20 protein-coding genes are annotated in these 21,245 nt (G+C 56.2%); 19 read left to right on the forward strand and 1 reads right to left on the reverse strand.

Annotation, left to right across the window (positions count from 1 at the left end; all coding sequences use genetic code 11):
* Together KQX66_RS31110 and KQX66_RS31115 are read left to right on the forward strand one after the other, a co-directional pair.
* A partial coding sequence (locus KQX66_RS31110; protein ID WP_253957558.1) for an SbcC/MukB-like Walker B domain-containing protein occupies nt 1–2,346 on the forward strand: 2,346 nt, incomplete at its 5' end.
* Between the two features lie 73 nt (nt 2,347–2,419).
* On the forward strand, nt 2,420–4,591 hold the full coding sequence (locus KQX66_RS31115; protein WP_216797341.1) for a stalk domain-containing protein: 2,172 nt from the start codon (nt 2,420–2,422) through the stop codon (nt 4,589–4,591).
* A gap of 88 nt (nt 4,592–4,679) precedes the next feature.
* Here the strand turns inward: KQX66_RS31115 and KQX66_RS31120 are convergent, their stop codons facing one another.
* Nucleotides 4,680–6,590: an FAD-dependent oxidoreductase gene (locus KQX66_RS31120; protein WP_253957559.1), complete on the reverse strand. Its 1,911-nt coding sequence runs from the start codon at nt 6,588–6,590 to the stop codon at nt 4,680–4,682.
* A 344-nt stretch (nt 6,591–6,934) separates the two neighbouring features.
* On the opposite strand from KQX66_RS31120, the gene KQX66_RS31125 reads away from it, so the two are divergent.
* The 17 genes from KQX66_RS31125 to KQX66_RS31205 all read left to right on the forward strand — a co-directional run bounded on the left by KQX66_RS31125 (nt 6,935) and on the right by KQX66_RS31205 (nt 21,215).
* Nucleotides 6,935–7,279: a histidine triad nucleotide-binding protein gene (locus KQX66_RS31125; RefSeq protein ID WP_054975963.1), complete on the forward strand. Its 345-nt coding sequence runs from the start codon at nt 6,935–6,937 to the stop codon at nt 7,277–7,279.
* Nucleotides 7,280–7,408: 129 nt separating this feature from the next.
* Entirely contained in the window at nt 7,409–7,582 is a 174-nt protein-coding gene (gene rpsU, locus KQX66_RS31130; protein ID WP_010491812.1) for a 30S ribosomal protein S21, read from the forward strand.
* 12 nt (nt 7,583–7,594) lie between these two features.
* Nucleotides 7,595–8,038, forward strand: coding sequence for a GatB/YqeY domain-containing protein (locus tag KQX66_RS31135; protein ID WP_010491814.1), 444 nt, complete (start codon nt 7,595–7,597; stop codon nt 8,036–8,038).
* 129 nt (nt 8,039–8,167) lie between these two features.
* Nucleotides 8,168–9,565, forward strand: a complete 1,398-nt coding sequence (locus KQX66_RS31140) for an NfeD family protein (protein ID WP_216797343.1) — start codon at nt 8,168–8,170, stop codon at nt 9,563–9,565.
* Nucleotides 9,566–9,621: 56 nt separating this feature from the next.
* Nucleotides 9,622–10,614, forward strand: a complete 993-nt coding sequence (gene floA, locus KQX66_RS31145; protein ID WP_216797344.1) for a flotillin-like protein FloA — start codon at nt 9,622–9,624, stop codon at nt 10,612–10,614.
* Between the two features lie 34 nt (nt 10,615–10,648).
* Nucleotides 10,649–11,152: a hypothetical protein gene (locus KQX66_RS31150; RefSeq protein ID WP_216797346.1), complete on the forward strand. Its 504-nt coding sequence runs from the start codon at nt 10,649–10,651 to the stop codon at nt 11,150–11,152.
* Nucleotides 11,153–11,295: 143 nt separating this feature from the next.
* Nucleotides 11,296–11,574 carry a sporulation protein YqfC gene (gene yqfC, locus KQX66_RS31155; RefSeq protein WP_216797348.1) on the forward strand — a complete coding sequence of 93 codons (279 nt, stop codon included), beginning with the start codon at nt 11,296–11,298 and terminating at the stop codon, nt 11,572–11,574.
* A 21-nt stretch (nt 11,575–11,595) separates the two neighbouring features.
* A complete protein-coding gene (yqfD, locus tag KQX66_RS31160) occupies nt 11,596–12,777 on the forward strand; it encodes a sporulation protein YqfD (protein WP_216797350.1) in 1,182 nt (393 codons plus the stop codon).
* Between the two features lie 255 nt (nt 12,778–13,032).
* A complete protein-coding gene (locus KQX66_RS31165) occupies nt 13,033–13,995 on the forward strand; it encodes a PhoH family protein (protein WP_216797360.1) in 963 nt (320 codons plus the stop codon).
* A gap of 20 nt (nt 13,996–14,015) precedes the next feature.
* Nucleotides 14,016–16,301: an HD family phosphohydrolase gene (locus KQX66_RS31170; protein WP_216797361.1), complete on the forward strand. Its 2,286-nt coding sequence runs from the start codon at nt 14,016–14,018 to the stop codon at nt 16,299–16,301.
* Nucleotides 16,298–16,858 carry an rRNA maturation RNase YbeY gene (gene ybeY, locus KQX66_RS31175; RefSeq protein ID WP_216797370.1) on the forward strand — a complete coding sequence of 187 codons (561 nt, stop codon included), beginning with the start codon at nt 16,298–16,300 and terminating at the stop codon, nt 16,856–16,858. Before KQX66_RS31170 ends, ybeY begins: the two co-directional genes overlap by 4 nt.
* Complete coding sequence (locus tag KQX66_RS31180; RefSeq protein ID WP_216797372.1) at nt 16,855–17,553, forward strand: diacylglycerol kinase family protein; 699 nt, start codon at nt 16,855–16,857, stop codon at nt 17,551–17,553. The genes ybeY and KQX66_RS31180 overlap by 4 nt, the downstream gene beginning before the upstream one ends.
* Before the next feature lie 21 nt (nt 17,554–17,574).
* Nucleotides 17,575–17,991, forward strand: coding sequence for a cytidine deaminase (locus KQX66_RS31185; RefSeq protein ID WP_216797376.1), 417 nt, complete (start codon nt 17,575–17,577; stop codon nt 17,989–17,991).
* Nucleotides 17,991–18,905 (forward strand): GTPase Era, encoded by a 915-nt coding sequence (gene era, locus KQX66_RS31190; RefSeq protein ID WP_010491832.1) that lies wholly within the window; start codon nt 17,991–17,993, stop codon nt 18,903–18,905. Before KQX66_RS31185 ends, era begins: the two co-directional genes overlap by 1 nt.
* A 161-nt stretch (nt 18,906–19,066) precedes the next feature.
* Nucleotides 19,067–19,210: a YqzL family protein gene (locus KQX66_RS31195; protein ID WP_216797378.1), complete on the forward strand. Its 144-nt coding sequence runs from the start codon at nt 19,067–19,069 to the stop codon at nt 19,208–19,210.
* A gap of 52 nt (nt 19,211–19,262) precedes the next feature.
* Entirely contained in the window at nt 19,263–20,009 is a 747-nt protein-coding gene (gene recO / locus KQX66_RS31200; protein ID WP_036677193.1) for a DNA repair protein RecO, read from the forward strand.
* A gap of 393 nt (nt 20,010–20,402) precedes the next feature.
* Nucleotides 20,403–21,215 carry a pyruvate, water dikinase regulatory protein gene (locus KQX66_RS31205; protein ID WP_088832940.1) on the forward strand — a complete coding sequence of 271 codons (813 nt, stop codon included), beginning with the start codon at nt 20,403–20,405 and terminating at the stop codon, nt 21,213–21,215.
* Nucleotides 21,216–21,245 lie beyond the last annotated feature (30 nt).

The following is a 21,245-nucleotide window of genomic DNA, read 5'->3' on the forward strand; positions in this document are numbered from 1 at the left end:
GCGCGCGAGCGGCTGGCCGCGCTGGCCGCCGAAGGCGGGCGCCGCGAGGCGCAGCTGGCGGCGCTGCGCGCGGAGCAGACGCGCGAGCGCGAGCTGCGCGAGAAGGCGCTGCAGCGGCAGGCGCAGCTGCGCGAGGAGCTGAAGCGGGCGGAGGTGCCCGCCGCGCACCGCGAGCGCCTGCAGGAGGCGCTGCAGGAGAAGCGCGAGCTGGGGCGGCTCGCGAAGCTGGGGGCGGAGCAGCAGGCGGAAACGAACCGCCTGCAGGCGGAGCTGCAGCGTCTGAGCCAGGCGGAGACGTCGCTGCAAGCGGCGCAGCGGGAATGGGAGCGGCTTGCGGCGGAATGGGCGCAGGAGTTGCTCGCGGCTTATCGGGCGTCGCGGGAGGCGGAAAGCCGGCTGACGGGGCTGGAGAGCCGCATTGCGGAGGAGATTGCGCGCCGTCGCAAAGCTCAGCAGCAAGCGGAGCTGTCGGCGATGGCCGAGGCGTTAGCAGCGCATCTGCATCACGGTGAAGCTTGCCCGGTCTGCGGCTCCGTGGCGCATCCGAATCCGGCGCTGCCGCTGGCTGGGGGAGCCACAGCCGGAAACCCGGCCGCGCCGCAAGATGAAGCGGCAATGCTGGAACGGCAGCAGAACGAAGCCCGTGAAAGCCGGTTTGCGGTCCTTGGCCATTTACAGTCGCTGCAAGCGCTGGAAAGACAGTGGCGGCAGGTGGTGGAGGAAGAGCCCCAGGGGCTGCCCGCCGCACTAGGCGAAGCGGCCGTTACAGCCGTTTCCGCAACCGAATCTTCCGCGCCCGGCATCGCCGGTGAACGGATTGCAGAGACGCTGCGCGAAGCGGCGGAGTCGGCTGCCGGTGTCAACCGCCAGATTCAGCAGCTGCAAGCGAAGCTTCAAGAGCTGCTGCAAAGCAAGCGCCAGCTGGACAAGCAGCGGCATGACGGCGAAGCGCGCAAGCAAACGGCGCAAACGCTGTTCGACACCCATGCGGCCAAAGCGGACGAGACCCACGAAGTGCTGAACGCCGTCCGTGCCGGCTGGCAGGCCAAATTTGCGGAGCTCCGGGCGGATGAGCTGGAAGAGCTGGCGGAGCGCCTGAAGCGTCAGGACCAGTTGGCGGAGGAGCTGCGGGGCCGCTTGGATAAAAGCGTGGAGTTTTTGGACGAGAAGCGGAACCGGATGGAGCAGCTCCAGCAGGAGCTGAACGAGGCGGAAAAAGAGTTCGTCCGATTAGCGGCGGAACGACAAGCGCTTGAGCAGCAGACCGGACAGCAGACGGAGCGGCTGCGGGCTTGGGTAGGAGACGAAGACGCTTCCGCTTTGGCTGCCAAGGCGCAGGCGGAGCTGCACAAGCTGCGTACCGAAGCGCAGGGGACTGCGAAGCTGCTCGAGGAAGCGCAGGCCCGCCAACAGGCCGAAGCGAAGGCGGAAGCTGCGGCGCGGCAGGCGGCTGAATCGGCGCGGCTCGCCTACGAAGAAGCGGAAGCGGAATGGACGCAGCAAGCGTCCGCAGAAGGCTTCGCGACGGCAGACGAAGTGACGCAGGCGCTGGTTGAACCGGAGCAGCAGCAGGCATGGGCCGCCGAAGTGGAAGCCCACGGCAAGCAGGAGCACCAGCTCGCCGCGCGGCAAACGGAGCTCGACGCCGAGCTGGCGGGCCGGCAGGTCACCGAAGAAGAGTGGACCTCGCTGGAGGAAGAGCTGGCCCGATGCAAGGCGGAGGACGAAGCGGCGCTGCAGGCGACGGCCAAGGCGGAGCGCGACCACGAGGAGCTGCAGGCGAAGCATGCCCGGTGGAGCGAGCTTGAGGCGGAGCGGGAGAAAAGCCAGCAGGAGCTGTCTATGCTCGGCAAATTGCAAAGCGTGCTGCGCGGCAACGCCTTCGTCGAATTTTTGGCGGAGGAACAGCTCATGCATGTCAGCCGCGCGGCATCGGAACGGCTCGGTCAGCTGACGCGGCAAAAATATGCGATCGAGGTCGACTCCGGCGGCGGCTTCGTCATCCGCGACAACGCGAACGGCGGCGTGAGGCGACCGGTGACCACCTTGTCCGGCGGCGAAACGTTCCTGACCTCGCTATCGCTGTCGCTCGCCCTTTCGACGCAAATCCAGCTGAAGGGGGAGCATCCGCTCGAATTTTTCTTCTTGGACGAGGGGTTTGGCACGCTGGATCAGGAGCTGCTCGATACGGTCATCACTGCGCTGGAAAAGCTGCATTTGGACAAGCTGACCGTCGGCGTCATCAGCCACGTGCCGGAGCTGAGGGCGCGTCTGCCGCGCAGGCTGGTCGTTCACCCCGCCGAGCCGAACGGGCGAGGCAGCCGGGTGACGCTGGAAACGATGTAGCATACTTCTACGCGGACGGTCATAGCTAATGATATAATAAATAGAACAAGCCTCGGCACAAGGGGGAACAGGAATGACCATCACCAATCGCAAGCCGTACCGTCCAGAGGAGCACGGCATGAACCGCCGCAGCGCACGCCGCTTGCTTGCCGCCGTCGTGGGCGCAGGCTTACTCCTCGGACAAGGCTTGCCGGTTCAGGCCGACGCCATCTGGGACCGCTGGAAGGCGGCGGATGCCGCCGTAGCCAAAGGAGATGCGGCGTCGGCCGTGCCGCACTGGAAATTTCTCGCGGAGCATTATGCGGCGGCCGGAGATTGGGAGAATGCCGCGCTGTTCAGCGGCAAGCTCAACCAGCATTTCGATGCCGTAAAAGATTACGAACAGGCGATCCGTTACTACGAGCAGGAGAACGACTATTGGCTGAAGGCGGGAAAAGATTGGGGCGCGGTCGACTTGCAGCGGGCGGAACAGATCCGCACGACCATCGACGCGTACATCGGGACGCAGGATACCGAAGCGCTGCGGCGGCAAGCGGCCCCGAAGAACGGCAAGCTGGCGAAATTTGAGCCGGAGTACGGCATGTACATCGGCATGTATACCGAGCGGGACCCGGGGATGCAGAATTATTTTGACCGCTCGGAAAGCTTGTACGGCAAGAAACATGCGTTGTATCTCGCTTATTCGCAGGTCGGCAAGCCGTTTCCGAAGCAGCATTCGGCCCGGGCCAAGCAGGCAGGCGCTGCGCTGCAGATCGGCTGGGAGCCGATGAACGGCTTGGACGCCGTGACGGACGATGTTGTCCGTCAATGGGCGAAGGAAGCGAAAGCCGCAGGCATTCCGATTTTTTTGCGCTACGCCAGCGAAATGAACGGCGACTGGGTCGTCTGGCATGGCGATCCGCAAAAATATATCGATAAATTCAAAATGGTTCACGACATCATGGCCGAGGAAGCGCCGAACGTCGCGATGGTATGGAGCCCCGGAGACGTGCCGATGTATTCGATGGACGCATATTATCCCGGCGACGATTACGTCGACTGGGTTGGCGTGAGTATGTATACGGAGCCTTATGAGAACGGCGATCCGCAGCAGGGCAATATGCAGGCGACGAGTCCCATCGAGCGGCTCGATCATTTGTACAAAACGTACGCCGACCGCAAGCCGCTGATGATTAGCGAAACGGCCGTCTCCCATTATGCCAACCTGCCGCAGGAGTCGTTTACCGACTACGGGCTTTTGAACCTCCAGCGATTGTACGAAGTGATGCCTTTCAAATACCCGCGGCTCAAATCGATTACGTATTTTAACGTCAATCTGGACATGAAGGAATCGAAGAACAATTACCTGCTTCGCGACAACGAGGCGATGCTCAAGCTGTATAAGCAGCTTATCTCTTCGCCGTATTACTTGTCCAAGGTGGAGCAAGGGGCGAAGTCTTCCGACCAAACAGGATTCGTGCCGATGGGGAAAGACAACGCTATCGCGCGGGCGGCCAAGCTTATTCCGTTCGTCAAAATCCCTGATATCTACATCGGTAAACTTGAATATTATTTGAACGGAACCTTGCTTGCGACGCAGACGTCCCCGCCATTCGGAATCGACTTGATAGCCGGCGCGATTCCTGAGGGTTCGGTACTTGAACTCGCAGTCTATAATCGCGAAGGACAGAAAAGCGGCTCCCGTTCGTTTCCGATCACCTCGAGAATTTCCGTCGATGTGGACGGAAAAGACGTGCCGTTCGAGCAGCCTCCGGTTCTGATCGAGGGCAACACGCTGACGCCGCTGCGCGCGATTTTCGAAGCGATGGGAGCGAAGGTGGAGTGGAACGAGGCGACCCGGACGGCCACAGGGCAAAAAGGCTCGACGACCGTCTCCGTGACGATCGGCAGCGGCTACGCGAGCATAAACAGCGAAGCTTACCCGCTCGAAGCTCCCGCCCGGCTGGTCAACGGCCATACGATGGTCCCGGCCCGTTTTATCGGCGAAGCGTTCGGCGGTAAGGTCGAATGGGACGGGGAGACGCAAACGGTGCGAATCGGCACCGGATCGGAGGCGGAGAACGGAACGGCATTACGGGAGCTCCCGGTTTCGCGTACCGCGGTCAAGTCCTCGTCCACCGTCACTGCTCTCTCAGCGGAGCGCAAGGCCACGCCCGATGCCAAGCCGGGCCCGCTTCAGGCCGTCGGCGCATGGTTTGGTTGGGTGGGGCAGCAGCTAACCAAGCTTTGGAACGATCTGATATAAAAATACAAAAAAGCTCGAACGGCCGATTCCCCTTTCACGGAACCGAGCCCATTCGAGCTTCTTTTTTATTCATATATCAATACTCCGATTATGCTCTTTGAAGCTGCGGAGTTTCCTCCAGGATCGCTTTGGCCGCCAGCCGCGCACTGGAGAAGGCGCGTTCCGCAAGCTCGCCTTTGCCTTGACAGCCGTCGCCGCAGAAGTAGAACGGCACGTTCTCGATCCGGTTCGGCAGCAGTCGGTTGCTTGCGATATTTTTGACGCTCGACACCATCGCCTTTTTGGAAACGCGCTTCACTTCCGTCGCTTCGCGCCAGCCCGGATAGTGCTGATCGAACAACGCTTCCATCTGTTCGGTCTTTTTATCCAGATACGCCTTGCGCTCGTCTTCGCCCTCGAAGTTGTCGTTCAGGTACGCGATGCCCTGCAGCAGCTGCCCGCCTTCCGGAACGAGCGTATGGTCGGTCGCCGAGACGTCGCTGATGAACAGCTTGTTGTCCATGTCGCTGATGTAGCTGAACGGGCGGGCAACAACCCGGTTCATGCCGATGTCGTATACCATGACCTCCGTCGCCGTATTGTCCTCGTAAGGGGCCATGAACGGCTCCCACGGCGTATCCTTGAGCAGCTTACAGACCTGCTGTACCGGCATGGCGAAAATAACGCGGTCAAATTCGAGCTCGCGGGTTTTCGTCTGCAGCCAAAACTTGCGGTCTGCGTAACGGATGCCGTCTACGCCTTCGCGCAGCGCAATTTCCCAGCGGGAGGTCAGGTCGATTTTTTGCTTGAGCTGGTTCGTAATGACTGCCCAGCTGCCGAGCACGTAGTTAACCGGGCGGCCCGACAAAAAGAGGTTGTGGTAATAGTCGCTGATCACCGCGCCCGAAACCTTACGCGCCTCTTCCGGCGTGATGAAGAAGTTCGAACAGACGAGATGCTCCCAGAGCTCCTTCACGTCTTCGTCCGCGTCCGACTGCGCCAGGTAATCGCCCAGCGTATCGTAATTGCGCACGTTGTGAATGTTGGCGATGATCGCCGTAATTTCCCCGACGAAGCGCACCTTTTGGAGCGGATTCAGCAGCTCCGTCCGCATCAGGTTGACGAAGTCGAGCGGGGCCGGCGTCAGCTGTTCGTTTTTGTAATACATGACCCTCCGTTTGTCCACCTGCTTCGAGCTGAACGATAGTCCCAGCTCGCGTTCCATATCGCCGATGGTATGGCGGTCGATGCCGTAAATCGCGTGCGCGCCGTAATTCAGCGTAAAGCCCGCTTTTTCATAAGTAAACGCCCGTCCGCCCAATTGCGGACTGCGCTCGAACAGGACGCCCTCGATTCCTTGATGCTCCGATAAATAAGCGGCTGCGGTCAACCCCGCAAGCCCTCCTCCGATGATAGCAACCTTCATGTTGTGTTCTCCTTTCCGTTCTGCTTCCAGTAGAATCGGTTCCGCTTCCTTGTTATGGCGAAGCCCTGTCCAAACCCAAGCGAGCTGCTCCCGCATCCGCTCGGTCAAATCCGTCTCTTCCTCGACCGTGCACCACAGCATGACCGTGCCGAAATAAGCGGTGGTCAGCATTTTGGCTTTGCCCGGTTCGGGCAGCCAGCGCAGCAAGCTTTCGTACAGCGTTCGTTTCAGCTCTTCCATGGCCGCCTTCAGGCCTTCGTTTTGCATCGACAGGGCGATCCAGCTGCGGATCAGCCGCCTGTAGGCGCCCAGCGCCTCGGCCAAATCCAGCATCAGCCGGTTGACGTGGCTTTCCAGCGACCGAACCTGCGAAGGCGTGCGGCTGCACCAGGCTTGAATAAGCTCCGTTTGTTTTCTCGGGATTTCCCGCAAAATTTCGTCTTTGCCTTCAAAATAATGATAGAACGTTCCTTTGGACGTCCGGGTTGCCGCGATGATGTCGTCCACCGACACATGCTCGTACCCGCGTTCCACAAACAGCTTCAGGGCGACATCCATCAGGTAGTCGCGTTTTTTCCGCGTCGACGCTCTCATGAACCGGTCCACCCCTAAACCCCCTTTGGTTAGCACCGTTTGCCAAGCATTGAATCGCTCCGTTTAGTATTATAGATAATATTAGACCGATAGTCTATAAATGAATCCCTGTTTTCGGGCTTAAATCGATGCTTATTTTCGTTAAAATAGATCACATTTTGAGAACGATCAGGTCACAATGGACGGAACCGCGCAAAAAAACAATGTTTTATGATGAAAACAAGCCGAATGATGCCAAAAATCGCGTTCATGACTTTTTGACGCGACGAATTTTCTTTTTGCCAAGTTTTCGGGTATAGTGGAAGGAGACAAGCCTGTACCTGATATGGGAAGGAGGGGAGAACGTGGACTGCATTTTTTGCAAAATCGTCGAAGGGTCGATCCCTTCGAAAAAAGTGTTCGAGAACGAGCATGTCGTTGCCTTTCACGACATTCATCCGGCCGCTCCCGTACATATTTTAATCATTCCCAAAAAACATATCGCGTCGATGAACGACGTCGGAGCGGACGACTGGCATCTGCTTGGAGAAATCCACAGCGCGGCGCAGCAAATCGCCAAAGAACAGGGCGTTGCCGAATCCGGCTACCGTCTGATCAACAACTGCGGCAAGCACAGCGGGCAGGAGGTATTCCATATTCATTATCACCTGCTTGGCGGAGAAAAACTGGGGCCGCTCAACGCCCGCTAAACCCGGTGCGGCTCATTTTTGAAGTTTTGTTCCGGATAGGTTGACACCCAGTTTCCTTATCACCTATAATGAAGTTTGATGAATGTCTTTTTTCGTCTTGGACGGTCTGTTCGGAGGGAGGGAAAACTGGTGTCAGAAACTCGAGTTCGCAAGAACGAAACTATAGATGCTGCACTTCGTCGCTTTAAGCGTTCCATCGCCAAAGATGGCGTTTTGGCGGAGGTCAAAAAACGCAAGCATTATGAGAAGCCAAGCGTGAAACGCAAGAAGAAGTCAGAGGCTGCTCGCAAGAGAAAGTTCTAGGAGGCTTAATCGATGAGCTTAAGCGACAGACTAAACGATGACATGAAGCTTGCGATGAAGAGTCAAGACAAGTTTAAACTCTCCGTAATCCGTATGGTTCGTGCAGCTATCAAGAATCTTGAGATAGATCAGCGTAAAACCTTAGATGAACAAGAAGTACTTGACGTCTTGAATCGCGAGATCAAACAGCGCAAAGATTCCCTCCAAGAATTTGAAAAGGCCGGTCGTGACGATTTGGCGGAGAACCTAAAGGCCGAGGTCGCCATACTGATGGAGTACATGCCGCAGCAATTCACCGATGAAGAAGTAAAAGCCATTGTACAGCAGACCATCCAAGAAGTGGGGGCTTCTTCCAAAGCGGACATGGGCAAAGTCATGGGCGCATTAATGCCAAAGGTTAAAGGACGAGCAGACGGCAAGGTCGTCAATCAGTTCGTCCAACAGTTATTGTCTTAACAACAGCGGGAAACACTCCTACTTATTGGAGTGTTTTTCTTTTTGTTTGCCGTTTTGTGAATCAAACTTGCCACTCACGCGTAGTACCTCTTGGAAGCATTGCAAAACGCGCGAAAAGGAGGTCATCTTGTGCATTCACTCGGGAATAAGCGCTCAGCGCTGTTTTTTCGGCTTCCGCTTCTCTTTTTTCTTGCAGCGGCGGTTCTGCTGTCTGCTCTAACCGGATTTCTGCCTGCGGAACCCGCGAGCGCCGAATCGTCGTCCGCGCCGCCGAAAGCTGCCCCGGTCGTCGTGATTCCGGTGCATCAAACGGTAGAGAACGGGCTGCAGACCTTTTTGCAGCGGGCGCTGCAGGAAGCTCAATCAATGGGCGCCTATTACGTCGTGCTGGACGTCGATACGCTTGGCGGCCGCGTCGATTCGGCGCAGGAAATCGGTCAACTGATCAAAAACAGCCCGGTTCCGACGATTGCTTACGTGCACGGCAAAGCCATCTCGGCAGGCAGCTACATTGCGCTCAATGCCGGCAAAATCGCCATGGAGCCGGGAAGCTCGCTTGGCGCGGCTGCCGTTGTGGACGGGGCCGGGAATGAAATCGAAAGCGTCAAAGTGGTATCGTACTGGTCCGGCCAGATGAAGGCCGCCGCAGAGCTGCGCGGACGGAAGACGCAAATCGCCGAAGCGATGGTCGACAAAAACGTCGGCGTAACTATGCCGGAAATCGGCCGAACGGTGCCTAAGGGCGAAATTTTGACGCTGACGGCGGAGGAAGCGCTTAAAGTCGGTTATGCCGAGAAAATGGCTGGAAGCCTGCAGGAGGTCGTACAGTTCATCGGCGGAGAGGAGCATCCGCTCGTCACGCTGGAGCCGAGCCTGGCGGAATCGTTCGCCCGGTACGTGACTCAGCCTTGGGTGTCGACGCTGCTGCTAATCATCGGGATTGCCGGCATCGCAATCGAGCTGTTCGTCCCCGGCTTCGGGCTGCCCGGAATCGTCGGCGTACTCGGCTTCGGACTCTACTTTTTCGGACATTATATCGCCGGATTCGCCGGGTTCGAGGAGATCGCTCTGTTTATTGCCGGCATTTTGCTGCTGTTGATCGAGGTGTTTGTATCCAGCTTCGGGATTCTCGGCTTTCTGGGCGCTGCCTGCTTGATCAGCGGCGTCGTGCTAGCCGCCTACAACACGAAAGCGGCCGCGATGAACCTGGGTATTGCTTTCGTCGTTGCGATCGTCGTCGTGGCTGTTGTCGTGAAAATTTTTAAGCATCGCGGCGTCTGGAACCGGTTTGTATTGCGGGAAAAGCTCACCGAAGACAAAGGCTACGTTTCCGCGTCGTCCCGCAGCGATCTGCTTGGCCAGACAGGCAAGGCGGTTACGCCGCTCAGACCGGCCGGAACTGCGTTGTTCGGCGACGAGCGTGTCGATGTCGTTACGGTGGGGGATTTTGTCGAATCCGGCCGAATCGTGAAGGTCACGCATGTCGAAGGCGTTCGAGTCGTCGTCAAGGAAGTTAAGGAAACGTAAGCTGAACGCGCTTGCCGGTATGTCGATGGACTTACAACAAAGGAGGAATTTGTACGATGGATACATCCCTTATTTCAATTTTCTTGCTGGCGTCGGTTGTAATTATCGCGCTATCCGTATTTTTTACGTTTGTCCCGGTCATGCTGTGGATTTCCGCGCTGGCGTCCGGGGTCCGGATCGGCATCATTACGCTGGTAGCGATGCGGCTGCGCCGGGTCATCCCGAGCCGGATCGTCAATCCGATGATCAAGGCGACCAAGGCCGGACTGGATTTAACTATCAACCAGTTGGAGAGCCATTTTCTGGCGGGCGGTAATGTCGACCGCGTTGTCAATGCGTTGATCGCGGCGCACCGCGCCAACATTCACCTGGAATTCGAGCGTGCGGCGGCGATCGATCTGGCCGGCCGAGACGTGCTTCAGGCCGTGCAAATGAGCGTCAACCCGCGAGTGATCGAGACGCCGGTCGTCTCCGCCGTCGCCAAAGACGGGATCGAAGTGAAGGTTATCGCGCGGGTGACGGTACGTACCAACCTCGACCGGCTGGTCGGGGGCGCGGGAGAAGAAACGATCATCGCCCGCGTCGGCGAAGGGATCGTCACCACGGTAGGTTCCAGCAACTCGCACAAGGACGTGCTTGAAAACCCGGATATGATTTCCCGTACGGTACTGGGCAAAGGGCTTGATGCCGGTACGGCGTTTGAGATTTTGTCCATTGATATTGCGGATGTGGACGTAGGCAAAAACATCGGAGCGCATCTGCAAACGGAGCAAGCGGAAGCCGACAAGCGGATTGCGCAGGCGAAAGCGGAGGAGCGCCGCGCGATGGCCGTCGCTCAAGAGCAGGAGATGAAGGCGAAGGTCGTGGAAATGAAAGCAAAGGTCGTCGAAGCCGAATCCGAAGTGCCGCTCGCGATGGCGGAAGCGCTGCGCGAAGGCAAGCTCGGCGTCATGGATTACATGAACCTCAAGAACATCGACGCGGACACGCAAATGCGCTCCACCCTCGGTAAAATGAACGATCCGGGCAAAGACGGAGAAAATGCCTGATAGCCTTCAGCCGGGCAGAAAGGCGGGATAACCGATGCGCACCATCTTGGATCTGATTATGAGCAACTGGTTTATCGTGGTTATTTTGTATATCGTGTTAAGCAGTATCGTGAGAAAATTAAAGACCGGCGGCAAGGGTGGACGAGGCGGACCGCAGCCACAGAGGAAGGCGCCGAAAGGCGGCATGCCGCCCTTCGGCGGCGACGGTTCCGGCTGGCCGGGCTCGGCGAAACCGATGCCCAAGGCGCAGCCGGTCCAAGCGCGTCCGGCCGATTCGGGCGGTGTCCGGCCGCAGCCTGTTGAGATGGGCGGACGCCGATCGCAACCGGCGCCTCTGCCCGAGGCTGCCGCTGCTGTACTGGCGTCTGAGCAGCCTTCTACGGCTGCTGTAACGTCTCCTTTCGCCGAGCCGCAGGGCACGGGCGAAAACGCGGCAGCCGCTGCCTTCGGCAGCCTGACGCCGCAGGATGCGGCACGCGGCGTGCTATGGGCCGAGATTCTCGGCCCTCCGCGGGCTAAACGCCCCTTCCGGCGTTAAGATTCATACGAAGCGTCTTCCTTTCGATCCCGGTTTCCGGGATTCGCGGGAAGGCGCTTTTTGTTTAGCCGCATATTTTCCAATTCCCGGCATAAGGTGTAAATAGCCGTGTTATGCTTTTTGGACTGCGGAGGAGGTTGACTATGCGAAAGCTGACCCGCCGATTCAATCAATTGACCGCCAAATTACTCGACCTGCCGCAGGATGTCGTGATGGACTTGCCCCGCATGACCATGATCGGGAACCGGCAGCTTTATATCGAAAATCACCGCGGCGTGTTGCATTTTTCCAATGAGGTGCTCAAGCTGGCGTTGACCTCAGGGCGGGTGGAGGTGTATGGCTCGGAGCTTGTCATCCGCGCCATTTTGACGGAAGAAGTATTCATCGAAGGCATGATCCGCGATATCAAATATATTCCGTAACCCGGAAAGGAGAAGTCGATCGTGAAATCTTCGTATATCCAACGCCTGCGCGGCTTTGTTCGAATCGAAGTGAAAGGCGGGCAGCTCGAGAAGCTGCTGAACCGCATGACGGAGCGGCAGATGGCCGTCTGGGACATCCGGTATACGGCGGAAAATAAAGCCGAGCTGTCGATCACGATCCGCGACTTTTTCCGGCTTCGGCCGCTATTGAAGGAGACAGGCTCCCGAACCCGGATTCGCCACAAACAGGGGCTTCCTTTTTGGATAGACAAGCTGGAGAAACGCAAATTTTTTGCCCTGGGCGTGCTTGCTTTTGTTATCGGCATCTACGTGCTGTCCTCCCTCGTATGGCATGTTCGCGTGGAAGGCAACGAGAAGCTGAGCAAGGAGCAGATTCTGCAAGCCGCGAAGCAGGAAGGCGTTTACAAGCTGCAGTGGAAATTCCGCTTGAAAGACCCGGCCGAGCTGTCCCGGGCGCTGCAGCAGGATCTCCCGGGTACCGCGTGGGTCGGTGTGGAGATAAGCGGGACGCATGTGATTATTAAGGTCGTCGAATCGACCGTGCCCGATAAACCGCCGCTGCTTAGTCCGAGGCATCTGGTCGCTTCCAAGAGCGCACTGGTCACCGAAATTTTCGCGGAAAAGGGCAGGCCGCTCGTTAAGCCGAATACATACGTGCGCAAAGGAGACATCCTGATATCCGGCATCATCGGCGTCGAGACAAACCAACAGAACGTTGTCGCCGCGGGGAAGGTTAAGGGAATTGTGTGGTACAAGCCGACCGTCGAAGTGCCGCTTACGCTCCAGTACAAAACCTATACCGGCGAAACGAAGAATCGTTCGTACCTCGTCCTGGGCAGCCGCGGCCTCCAGCTAAGCGGCTACGGGAAAATTTCGTTCGAGCGGTATGAAACCATCCCCGAACGGAAAACGCTCAGCTGGCGGGGCTACACGCTCCCGATCGGCTGGCTCAGCGAAAAGCTGCTGGAGGTGCAAATGATAGAGCAGGCCATTGACCCGAAGGAAGCCTCGGAGCTTGGCATCGAGCAGGCCAAAGCGCAAATTTTGTCGGCGGCGGGCAGCGAATCGCGTGTCGTTTCGGAAAAAATTTTGCATGAAAAGGCGGAGAATGGTAAAGTTTATATGGAAGTGCTTTTGGAAGTGGAAGAACCGATCGCAACCGAACAACCGATCGTCCCATAAATACTACTGACGGAGCGGTTTACGGCCGGAAGGTTTTTTATTTCATCAACGTAGTGCGGGCGGAGAGCTGCACATTGCTGCCGTAGAGTTTACGTGCCGCCTTTGAATTCGGATTCTCCCCGATCATTTATATATTCATAGAATCCGAATTCAAGAGCGGCCGGAGGCAGCAATGTCTTGCTTGCAGCACCGCGCCACTCTGGTGAATGAATCGCCTTCCTGCCGAAAACCCGGAGGAGAGATTAAGCCCTGTATATGGATCAACAGACCACCGTAAAAGTCACACTCAAAAATACGGCCGAAGCCCTCGCCCTGTTCGGGCCGCAGGACAAATTCCTGCACCTGATCGAGCAGCATACGCAGGCCGCCATCTTTACCCGCGAGGAAGAGATCGTCATCCAGGGACAGGCGGCCGATACGACGCGCCTTGAGCAGCTGTTCACCGTGCTGCTGGAGCTGGTCCGTAACCAATACACGCTGACGGAGCGGGATATTCATTACGCGATCGACCTGGCCAAAGACATGAAGGCCGATCAACTGCTCGATTTGTTTAAAGGCGAAATCGCCGTTACCCACAAAGGCAAGCCGATTCGCATCAAGACGATCGGGCAGAAGCAGTACGTCAACGAGATTAAGAAAAAAGATATCGTCTTCGGGATCGGACCGGCCGGTACGGGCAAAACATACATCGCCGTCGTGCTCGCCGTCTCCGCGCTAAAGGAAGGCAAAGTGAAGCGGATCGTACTGACGAGACCCGCGGTCGAAGCGGGGGAAAGCCTCGGCTTTCTGCCCGGCGACCTGCAGGAAAAGGTTGACCCCTATTTGCGTCCATTGTATGATGCTCTTAACGACGTGCTCGGGCCGGAGCAGGTGCTCAAATCGCTGGAGCGCGGCCTCATCGAGATCGCTCCGCTTGCTTATATGCGCGGCCGGACGCTCGACGACTCGTTCATTATTTTGGACGAAGCGCAAAATACGACGCCGGAGCAGATGAAGATGTTTTTGACGCGTCTAGGATTCGGATCGAAGATGGTCATCACCGGCGACGTGACGCAGATCGACCTCCCGCGGGGGAAATCGTCGGGACTGGTGGAGGCGCAGCGCATCCTGGGGAACATCGAAGAGCTCGGATTTATCCGGTTTGCGGAGCAGGACGTTGTCAGACATTCATTGGTGCAAAAAATCATCATGGCCTATAATGAGGACAAAGAAGGCTGAGGAAGGGCTGACCTTTCGTCATGAACAACCGCGTTTCCATTCAAGGCAAATTTCAATACCGGCTTGCCGGCTGGAGATACAGCGCCATCGTGCGCTTTCTTCTGTTTTTAGCGCTTGCCGCCGTGTTTTACGTCGCTCTGCTGCATCGGATTGTGCCGCAGACGTACGACATCCAGCTCGGAAGCGTTACGGAGAAAGATATCCTGGCCCCGAGGGCGATTGCGAACGAAGTTGCAACGGAAAAAGCGAAGGAAGAAGCGGCCGCACGGGTGCAGCCGGTCTATAAGATCGCTCCGCTGCGCAACGAAGTGGCGGTCGAAGCGATTTTTGAAAAGCTGCAGCAGATCAATAGCGATGCGGAGGTTTCCGTCGCCGACAAAGTCAATATTTACAAAACGGTCATTCCGACGATTATTCAGGATCATTTGGACCGTCAGACCAAGAGCCTTGTGGACGGCGGTCAATACAACGACCTGCTGCTGGCGGAGATGCGCAAAAGCATCCGCGAGCAGCAGTACCGGATTCCGGAGGAATCGTTTTACAAAATTCCCCGGCTCACCAAAGAAGATTTGACCGCGATGGAGCCCGTTGCCAGAGAAATCGTCATCAAGCTGATGAGCGATCAGATTACGGATGCGCAGACGGCCAGAGTCAAGGTGCCGGAATTGGTCAATTCTTCGACGCTGACCAAGAACAATGCGCGCGAGCTGGTTCAGGAGCTCGTGCGGGCGGCGCTTTCGCCGAATAAATTTTACGACCAAAAAGGTACCGAGGAAGCAAAGGGACACGCGCGTGACAGCGTCAAGCAAGTGATGATCAACAAAAATGAAGTGCTTGTTCCCAAGGGCGAAAAAATAACGGAAGAACTGTATCAACGTTTGGCTTCGCTCGATTTGCTGAAAGACGAGGCCAGCTATTGGCCAAATCTCGGACTCTTTTTATTTATCGTCTTGTGCTGCCTGTTTTTGTATATGTATGTCAGACAAAGCTCGCTCCCGATCAATCAGAATAACGCTCAGCTGTTTATGTACGTGCTGATTGTCGTCCTGACGATTGCCGGGATGAAGCTGTTCTCGCTGCTGCAAAATCTGGATTATCCGTATATCGGCTACTTGGCCCCGACGGCGATGGCAGCCATGATGGTGACGATTTTGCTCAACTCGCAGCTTGCCTTTGTGACGGCTGTCGTTTTGAGCGTCATTTCCAGCGTCATTTTTAACTCGGATCATTTGCAGTCGTTCGAATTCAAATACGGCTTGCTGACCTTGACCAGCTCGTTTGCGGCGATCTTCTCGATCCAGCGGGCAAGCCAGCGTTCCTCAATCCTGAAAGCGGGGATGATGGTATCGCTCTTCGCTCTGGCGCTCGTATGCGCGCTGCTGCTGCTCGAAGATCACGAAACGAGAAATAACGCGCTGTTTGCCGCTTCTTTCGCCTTAGGGAGCGGACTGCTAACCGCCGTGTTCGTAATGGGCCTGCTGCCGTTTTTCGAAGTCGCCTTCGGCATTCTGTCGCCGCTCAAGCTGGTCGAGCTTTCCAACCCGAACCATCCGCTGCTGCGCAAGCTGCTGACGGAGACGCCCGGCACCTACCATCACAGCGTCATGGTCGGCAATTTATCGGAAGCCGCGGCCGGCGCGATCGGCGCCGACGGGCTGCTCTGCCGGGTCGGAGCCTATTATCACGATATCGGGAAGACGAAGCGGCCGAGTTATTTTATCGAAAATCAGTCGCATAACGAAAACCCGCACGATAAAATCGAACCGGCGCTGAGCAAATCAATCATTGTGGCCCATGCGCGCGACGGCGTCGAAATGCTGAAGGATCATAACATTCCGAAGCCGATCCGCGATATTGCGGAGCAGCACCATGGCACAACCTTGCTGCAATATTTTTATCATAAAGCGAAAAAGCTCGCCGAAGAGCGTCAGGAGAAGCCGCCGGAGGAGACGGAGTACCGCTATCCCGGTCCGAAAGCCCAGACGAAGGAAGCGGCGATCGTCGGCATCGCCGACTGTGTCGAGGCGGCCGTCCGCTCTCTGCGCAATCCGACCGTCGAACAGATCGACTCGATGGTGCGCAAAATTATCAAGAACCGGCTGGATGACGGCCAGTTTAACGAATGCGATCTGACCATCAAGGAACTGGATCAGATCGTTAAGATTTTGAATGAAACGCTGCTTGGCATTTTCCACTCGCGCATCGAATATCCCGCGGATATGCCGGAGCAGAAGACGGCGGGGAAGCAGGAAAAGACGAAGCCCGAAGCGAAGATGTCGGAAACGAAGAAAGAGGTGAAGCCATGAGCCTGAAGCTTTCATGGAACAGCGAACAAACCGCTTACGAGATTACGCCGGCTCTCATTGAGAAGCTGGAAACGCTGCTTCGCCTTGCGGGCAAGCAGGAAGAGGTGCCGGATGGCGAAGTGGCGTTGACGTTCGTCGACGACGAGGCCATTCAAGAGCTTAACAAGCAGTACCGCGGACTGGATAAGCCGACGGACGTGCTGTCGTTCGCCATGCGGGAAATGGGCGAAGACGAGATCGAGATCATTTATGGCGACGACGGCTTCGAAGAAGTCGAGTACGCCGACGAGACGGGCGGCGAACAGTCCGGCATGGCGGAGGATGAGGATGACGACGAAGACGGCTATGAAGAGCCTCTCGGCGATATTATCATCTCGGTGCCGCGGGCGATCGCCCAAGCGGACGAATACGGCCATTCCGTGGAGCGGGAGCTCGGATTTCTGTTCGTTCACGGCTTTCTTCACTTGATCGGTTACGATCATCAGGACGAGGAAGAAGAGAAGGTCATGTTCGGCAAGCAGGAACAAATTTTGCAGCAGGCGGGATTGACGCGGTGAAGCAGCCCGTCAAATGGCAGCGCAGCTTTCGGTACGCTTACGAAGGTGTCAAATACGCTCTTGCGACCCAGCGGAACATGAAATTTCATTTTTTCGCCGCGTTGGTCATTCTGGCGCTTGCCTTGTTCTTCGGCCTGCCGAAGACGGATATTTTATTTATTTTACTAGCTGTGACGCTCATGATCGTGACGGAATTGATCAACACCGCCGTGGAAAAGGCGGTCGATCTGGCGATGCCGGACCTGCATCCGTTGGCGAAAATCGCGAAGGACGTAGCCGCCGCCTCCGTACTGGTCACGGCAGCTTTTGCCGCCGTAACGGGAATGATTGTATTTTTCGACCCGATCGAACGGCTCATTCAAACCGGCCGGGCAGGAGGTCATCCCATCACCGCGGGAATGGTATGGATTTTGCTTAGCTTGGTCATCCTGACAGTGATTGCGGTGCAGACCCGCTTTTCCTCTAAAGGAAATGGGGTGAAGCCGAGCTTGCTGACGGCCGTCGCTTTTGCGGTCGCCGCCTTGATCGCCTGCCGGGTTCAAGATACGCTTGTCGCTTTGCTGGGCGTTTTTTTGGCCATGGTATTGTTGTTGGCGCTTCACGACAAACGCAAGCGGCCATTCGGCTCGCTGCTGCTCGGTGCGCTGCTTGGCGGATTCATTACGGTACTCGCCTATTATTTATATCCCATGTAGGTTGCGAAAGGGGCGCTTCTCTTGGAAAAAACGGAATTAATCGCATTGGCCAGAACGGCGAGAGAGCAAGCATATACACCTTATTCCCATTTCAAAGTCGGCAGCGCTTTGCTGGATTCCAAAGGACGGGTTCATCTGGGCTGCAATGTAGAAAACGCTGCTTACGGGCCGACGAACTGCGCCGAACGCACGGCGCTCTTCCGCGCGATCGCGGACGGCGAACAGGCGAAGTCATTCCGGGCCATGGCGATTATCGGAGATACGCTTCAGCCGATTTCGCCTTGCGGCGTATGCCGGCAGGTGCTGGTCGAGCTGTGTCCTCCGGATATGCCGGTATATCTGGCTAATCTGAAAGGGGATATCAGCGAGACGACCGTAGCCGAGCTGCTTCCCGGCGCATTCACATCTTTAGATTTGGACGGAGGAACGATTGATTAATGTCTTCGAACAGCAAGGCTGACTCTAAATTCAAATCCGGCTTCGTGGCAATTATCGGACGGCCGAACGTCGGCAAATCGACGCTCATGAACCAGGTGATCGGCCAAAAGATTGCCATCATGTCCGATAAGCCGCAGACGACCCGGAACAAAATTCACGGCGTCTATACGACCGACCAGGCGCAGATCGTCTTTCTGGATACGCCCGGCATTCATAAACCGTCATCGAAGCTCGGCGACTATATGATCAAAGCGGCCGAAGGCGCGCTTAGCGAAGTCGACGCGATCCTGTTTTTGATCGATGTAGTCGAAGGCTTGGGCGGCGGGGACCGCTATATTATCGAGACGCTGAAAAAGGTGAAGACGCCGGTCATTCTGGTGATGAACAAAATCGACCAGATTCACCCGGAAGCGCTCCTGTCGGTCATAACGACCTATAAGGATCTGTACCCGTTTGCCGAAATTGTGCCGATCTCGGCGATGCACGGCAATAACGTCAATACGCTTTTGGAGCAGGTCATTAAATTTTTGCCGGAAGGGCCGCAGTATTACCCTGCGGATCAAGTGACGGACCATCCGGAGCAGTTTGTGTGCGCGGAGCTGATCCGGGAGAAAATCCTGCATCTGACCCGGGAGGAAATTCCTCACTCGATCGCGGTGTCCATCGAAGATATGCGCGTGGAGGCCAACGGTGTCGTTCATATTTCGGCTGTTATTTACGTCGAACGCGACTCGCAGAAGGGCATCATCATCGGCAAGAAGGGCGCGCTGTTGAAAGAAGTCGGACAAAAAGCGCGGGCCGATATCGAAGCGCTTCTCGGCTCAAAGACGTTCTTGGAGCTGTGGGTCAAAGTGAAGAAGGACTGGCGCAATCAGGACCGGGTCCTGCGGGATCTCGGCTTCCGGCATGAGTAAACCGGCGTTCCGGCCTGTTTCAATCGGGCTTCGTCGCGTTTAATCCATCATAACGAGGCAAAGAATACATGGCAGTTTTTGCAGAGCATACTTCGCATCGGATCGATCCATCCTAATCCTAGAAACAGGTTGTAGTCATGTCATCAAGGGGAGGATGTACCATGAGAGACTTTTCGTGGAAGTACTTTTCAATGACCGGAGATGTGGATGCTTACCTGCTATACAAAGAAGTGAATACCCAGGACGGCGACGAGGCGGAGCCGGAAGAAGAGGACGCCTTGGACGCTTCCGATTGGGTACAGTAAGTTTCGCCCAATATCAGGTTACCGGTACGGTAACGCGGGGAGAGGCTGTAAGGTGCAGTACAGAGTTCAAGGGATTGTCATCCGAAGTATGGACTATGGGGAAGGCAACAAAATTATTACGCTGTTTACCCGGGAGCACGGAAAGCTGAGCGTCGTGGCCCGGGGAGCCAAAAAAGTGAAGAGCCGTTACGGGTCGTCCGCCCAGTTGTTTACTTGCGGCGACTACTTGTTTTTCAAATCCGGGCAGCTCGGCACGCTCAATCATGCGGAAATTATCGAGCCTTTTCATAAAATAAGGGAAGATCTGCACAAGGCTGCCCATGCTTCCTATCTGTCGGAGCTGACCGACCGGATGTTGGGAGATCAAGAGGGGCAGCCTTTTTTATACGATCAGCTGAAAGCCAGCTTGCAGGCGATCCAGGAAGACAAGGATCTGCAGATCATCGACCACTTGTACGAAATGAAAATGTTCGTCCTGGCCGGCTATACGCCCGAGCTGGAGCAATGTGTCGTTTGCCGTGAGAATGCGGAACCGTTCGCCATAAGCGTCGGCATGGGCGGAATGCTGTGCGAGCGCTGCAAGCTGCGGGACCCGCAGGCCATCCCGTTGACGCCCGGGGTATACAAGCTCCTTCGGCTGTTCATTCAAATGGATGTGCGCCGGCTCGGTCAAATCGACGTGAAGCCGCAGACGAAACAGCTGCTTAAGACGATTTTACGGGCCTACTTCGATACGCATGTCGGACTGAAGCTGAAATCGCGAGATTTTTTGGATCAAATGGACAAATACGGCGTATAGCTAAATAATTGACATGTTTTTGCCCGTTTGCTATTATAATATGATACATCCATTAGAAAACCTCTTGTTACGAAGTCTAAGCCATGACTTTGTCAGCGGGGTTTTTTGCTGTCCGAAAAGAGAAGCTCTTTTCTGGTGCAAAGCGATTAACCGAAGTCTTGAAACATTTTTTGCCACTGCAACGTAGTAGTAATAGACAGGCCGATCTTCCCCTAATGATCGGCCTTTGTTGCAGCCTGACAAGAGGGACTTCGGCCAAAATCTGATGCGACGAGGACTGCTACGGTCTCAAATTTACACGAAGCTGCGAAATTTGTGCGCATATTGCACCGAAACCAGGGAACAGCACATAGCTTATCTCTGTAAAAAAGCCAGGACGAAAGGCGGGTTCGCATGGAACGGGCGGTTAAGCCGGTAGTGTTTGTAGCATCGGATTCGGCGGGGGAAACGGGAGAAGCGGTAGTTCGGGCGGCGGCCGTGCAGTTTCATCCCCAACAGGTGGATATTCGCCGGGTGCCTTTCCTGATCGATACCTCGGATATCGACCGGATGATCCGGACGGTGATTGAGCGCAGCGGCGCGATCGTTTTTACGCTCGTTATTCCCGAGCTGCGGGATTATTTGATCGAACAGGCGGAGCGCTACAGAATTCCTTACATCGATCTGCTCGGTCCGATCATACGGACGCTGGAGCAAACGCTGGATCAGGAGGCAAGGCATCAGCCGGGCATGATCCACAAGCTGGACGAAGATTATTTCAAGAAAGTGGAAGCTGTCGAGTTTGCCGTCAAGTATGACGACGGACGGGATTTCAACGGGATTTTGCAGGCGGACATCGTGCTTGTCGGGGTATCCCGTACGTCAAAGACCCCGCTGTCCATGTATCTTGCACACAAGAAATTCAAGGTGGCCAACGTACCGCTTGTTCCGGAAATTCATCCGCCCGAGCAGCTGTTTACGGTGTCCGGGAAGAAGATTGTCGGGTTGCGGATCGATCCGGTCAAATTGAATGTCATCCGCACGGAACGGCTTAAGACGCTGGGCTTGCCAGGCAATGCGACGTATGCAAATACCGAACGGATTCACGCGGAATTGGAGTACGCGGATAAGATTATGAAAAAAATCGGCTGCACTGTGATCGACGTTTCGAACAAGGCGGTCGAAGAAACGGCCAGCATCATCATCGATATGTACCGTTCGCGGTAACGGCCTATTTTGAGGGAAGGAAGCAGGATT

Source organism: Paenibacillus oleatilyticus (genome assembly GCF_018998565.1).
Classification (GTDB): Bacteria; Bacillota; Bacilli; order Paenibacillales; family NBRC-103111; genus Paenibacillus_G; species Paenibacillus_G oleatilyticus.

Coding starts and splice junctions, on each gene's coding strand:
- KQX66_RS31115 (WP_216797341.1), top strand. CDS start 2,420: ATGACCATCACCAATCGCAAGCCGTACCGTCCAGAGGAGCACGGCATG.
- KQX66_RS31120 (WP_253957559.1), bottom strand. CDS start 6,590: ATGAGAGCGTCGACGCGGAAAAAACGCGACTACCTGATGGATGTCGCC.
- KQX66_RS31135 (WP_010491814.1), top strand. CDS start 7,595: ATGAGCTTAAGCGACAGACTAAACGATGACATGAAGCTTGCGATGAAG.
- floA (WP_216797344.1), top strand. CDS start 9,622: ATGGATACATCCCTTATTTCAATTTTCTTGCTGGCGTCGGTTGTAATT.
- KQX66_RS31150 (WP_216797346.1), top strand. CDS start 10,649: ATGCGCACCATCTTGGATCTGATTATGAGCAACTGGTTTATCGTGGTT.
- yqfC (WP_216797348.1), top strand. CDS start 11,296: ATGCGAAAGCTGACCCGCCGATTCAATCAATTGACCGCCAAATTACTC.
- KQX66_RS31165 (WP_216797360.1), top strand. CDS start 13,033: ATGGATCAACAGACCACCGTAAAAGTCACACTCAAAAATACGGCCGAA.
- KQX66_RS31170 (WP_216797361.1), top strand. CDS start 14,016: ATGAACAACCGCGTTTCCATTCAAGGCAAATTTCAATACCGGCTTGCC.
- ybeY (WP_216797370.1), top strand. CDS start 16,298: ATGAGCCTGAAGCTTTCATGGAACAGCGAACAAACCGCTTACGAGATT.
- era (WP_010491832.1), top strand. CDS start 17,991: ATGTCTTCGAACAGCAAGGCTGACTCTAAATTCAAATCCGGCTTCGTG.
- KQX66_RS31195 (WP_216797378.1), top strand. CDS start 19,067: ATGAGAGACTTTTCGTGGAAGTACTTTTCAATGACCGGAGATGTGGAT.
- KQX66_RS31205 (WP_088832940.1), top strand. CDS start 20,403: ATGGAACGGGCGGTTAAGCCGGTAGTGTTTGTAGCATCGGATTCGGCG.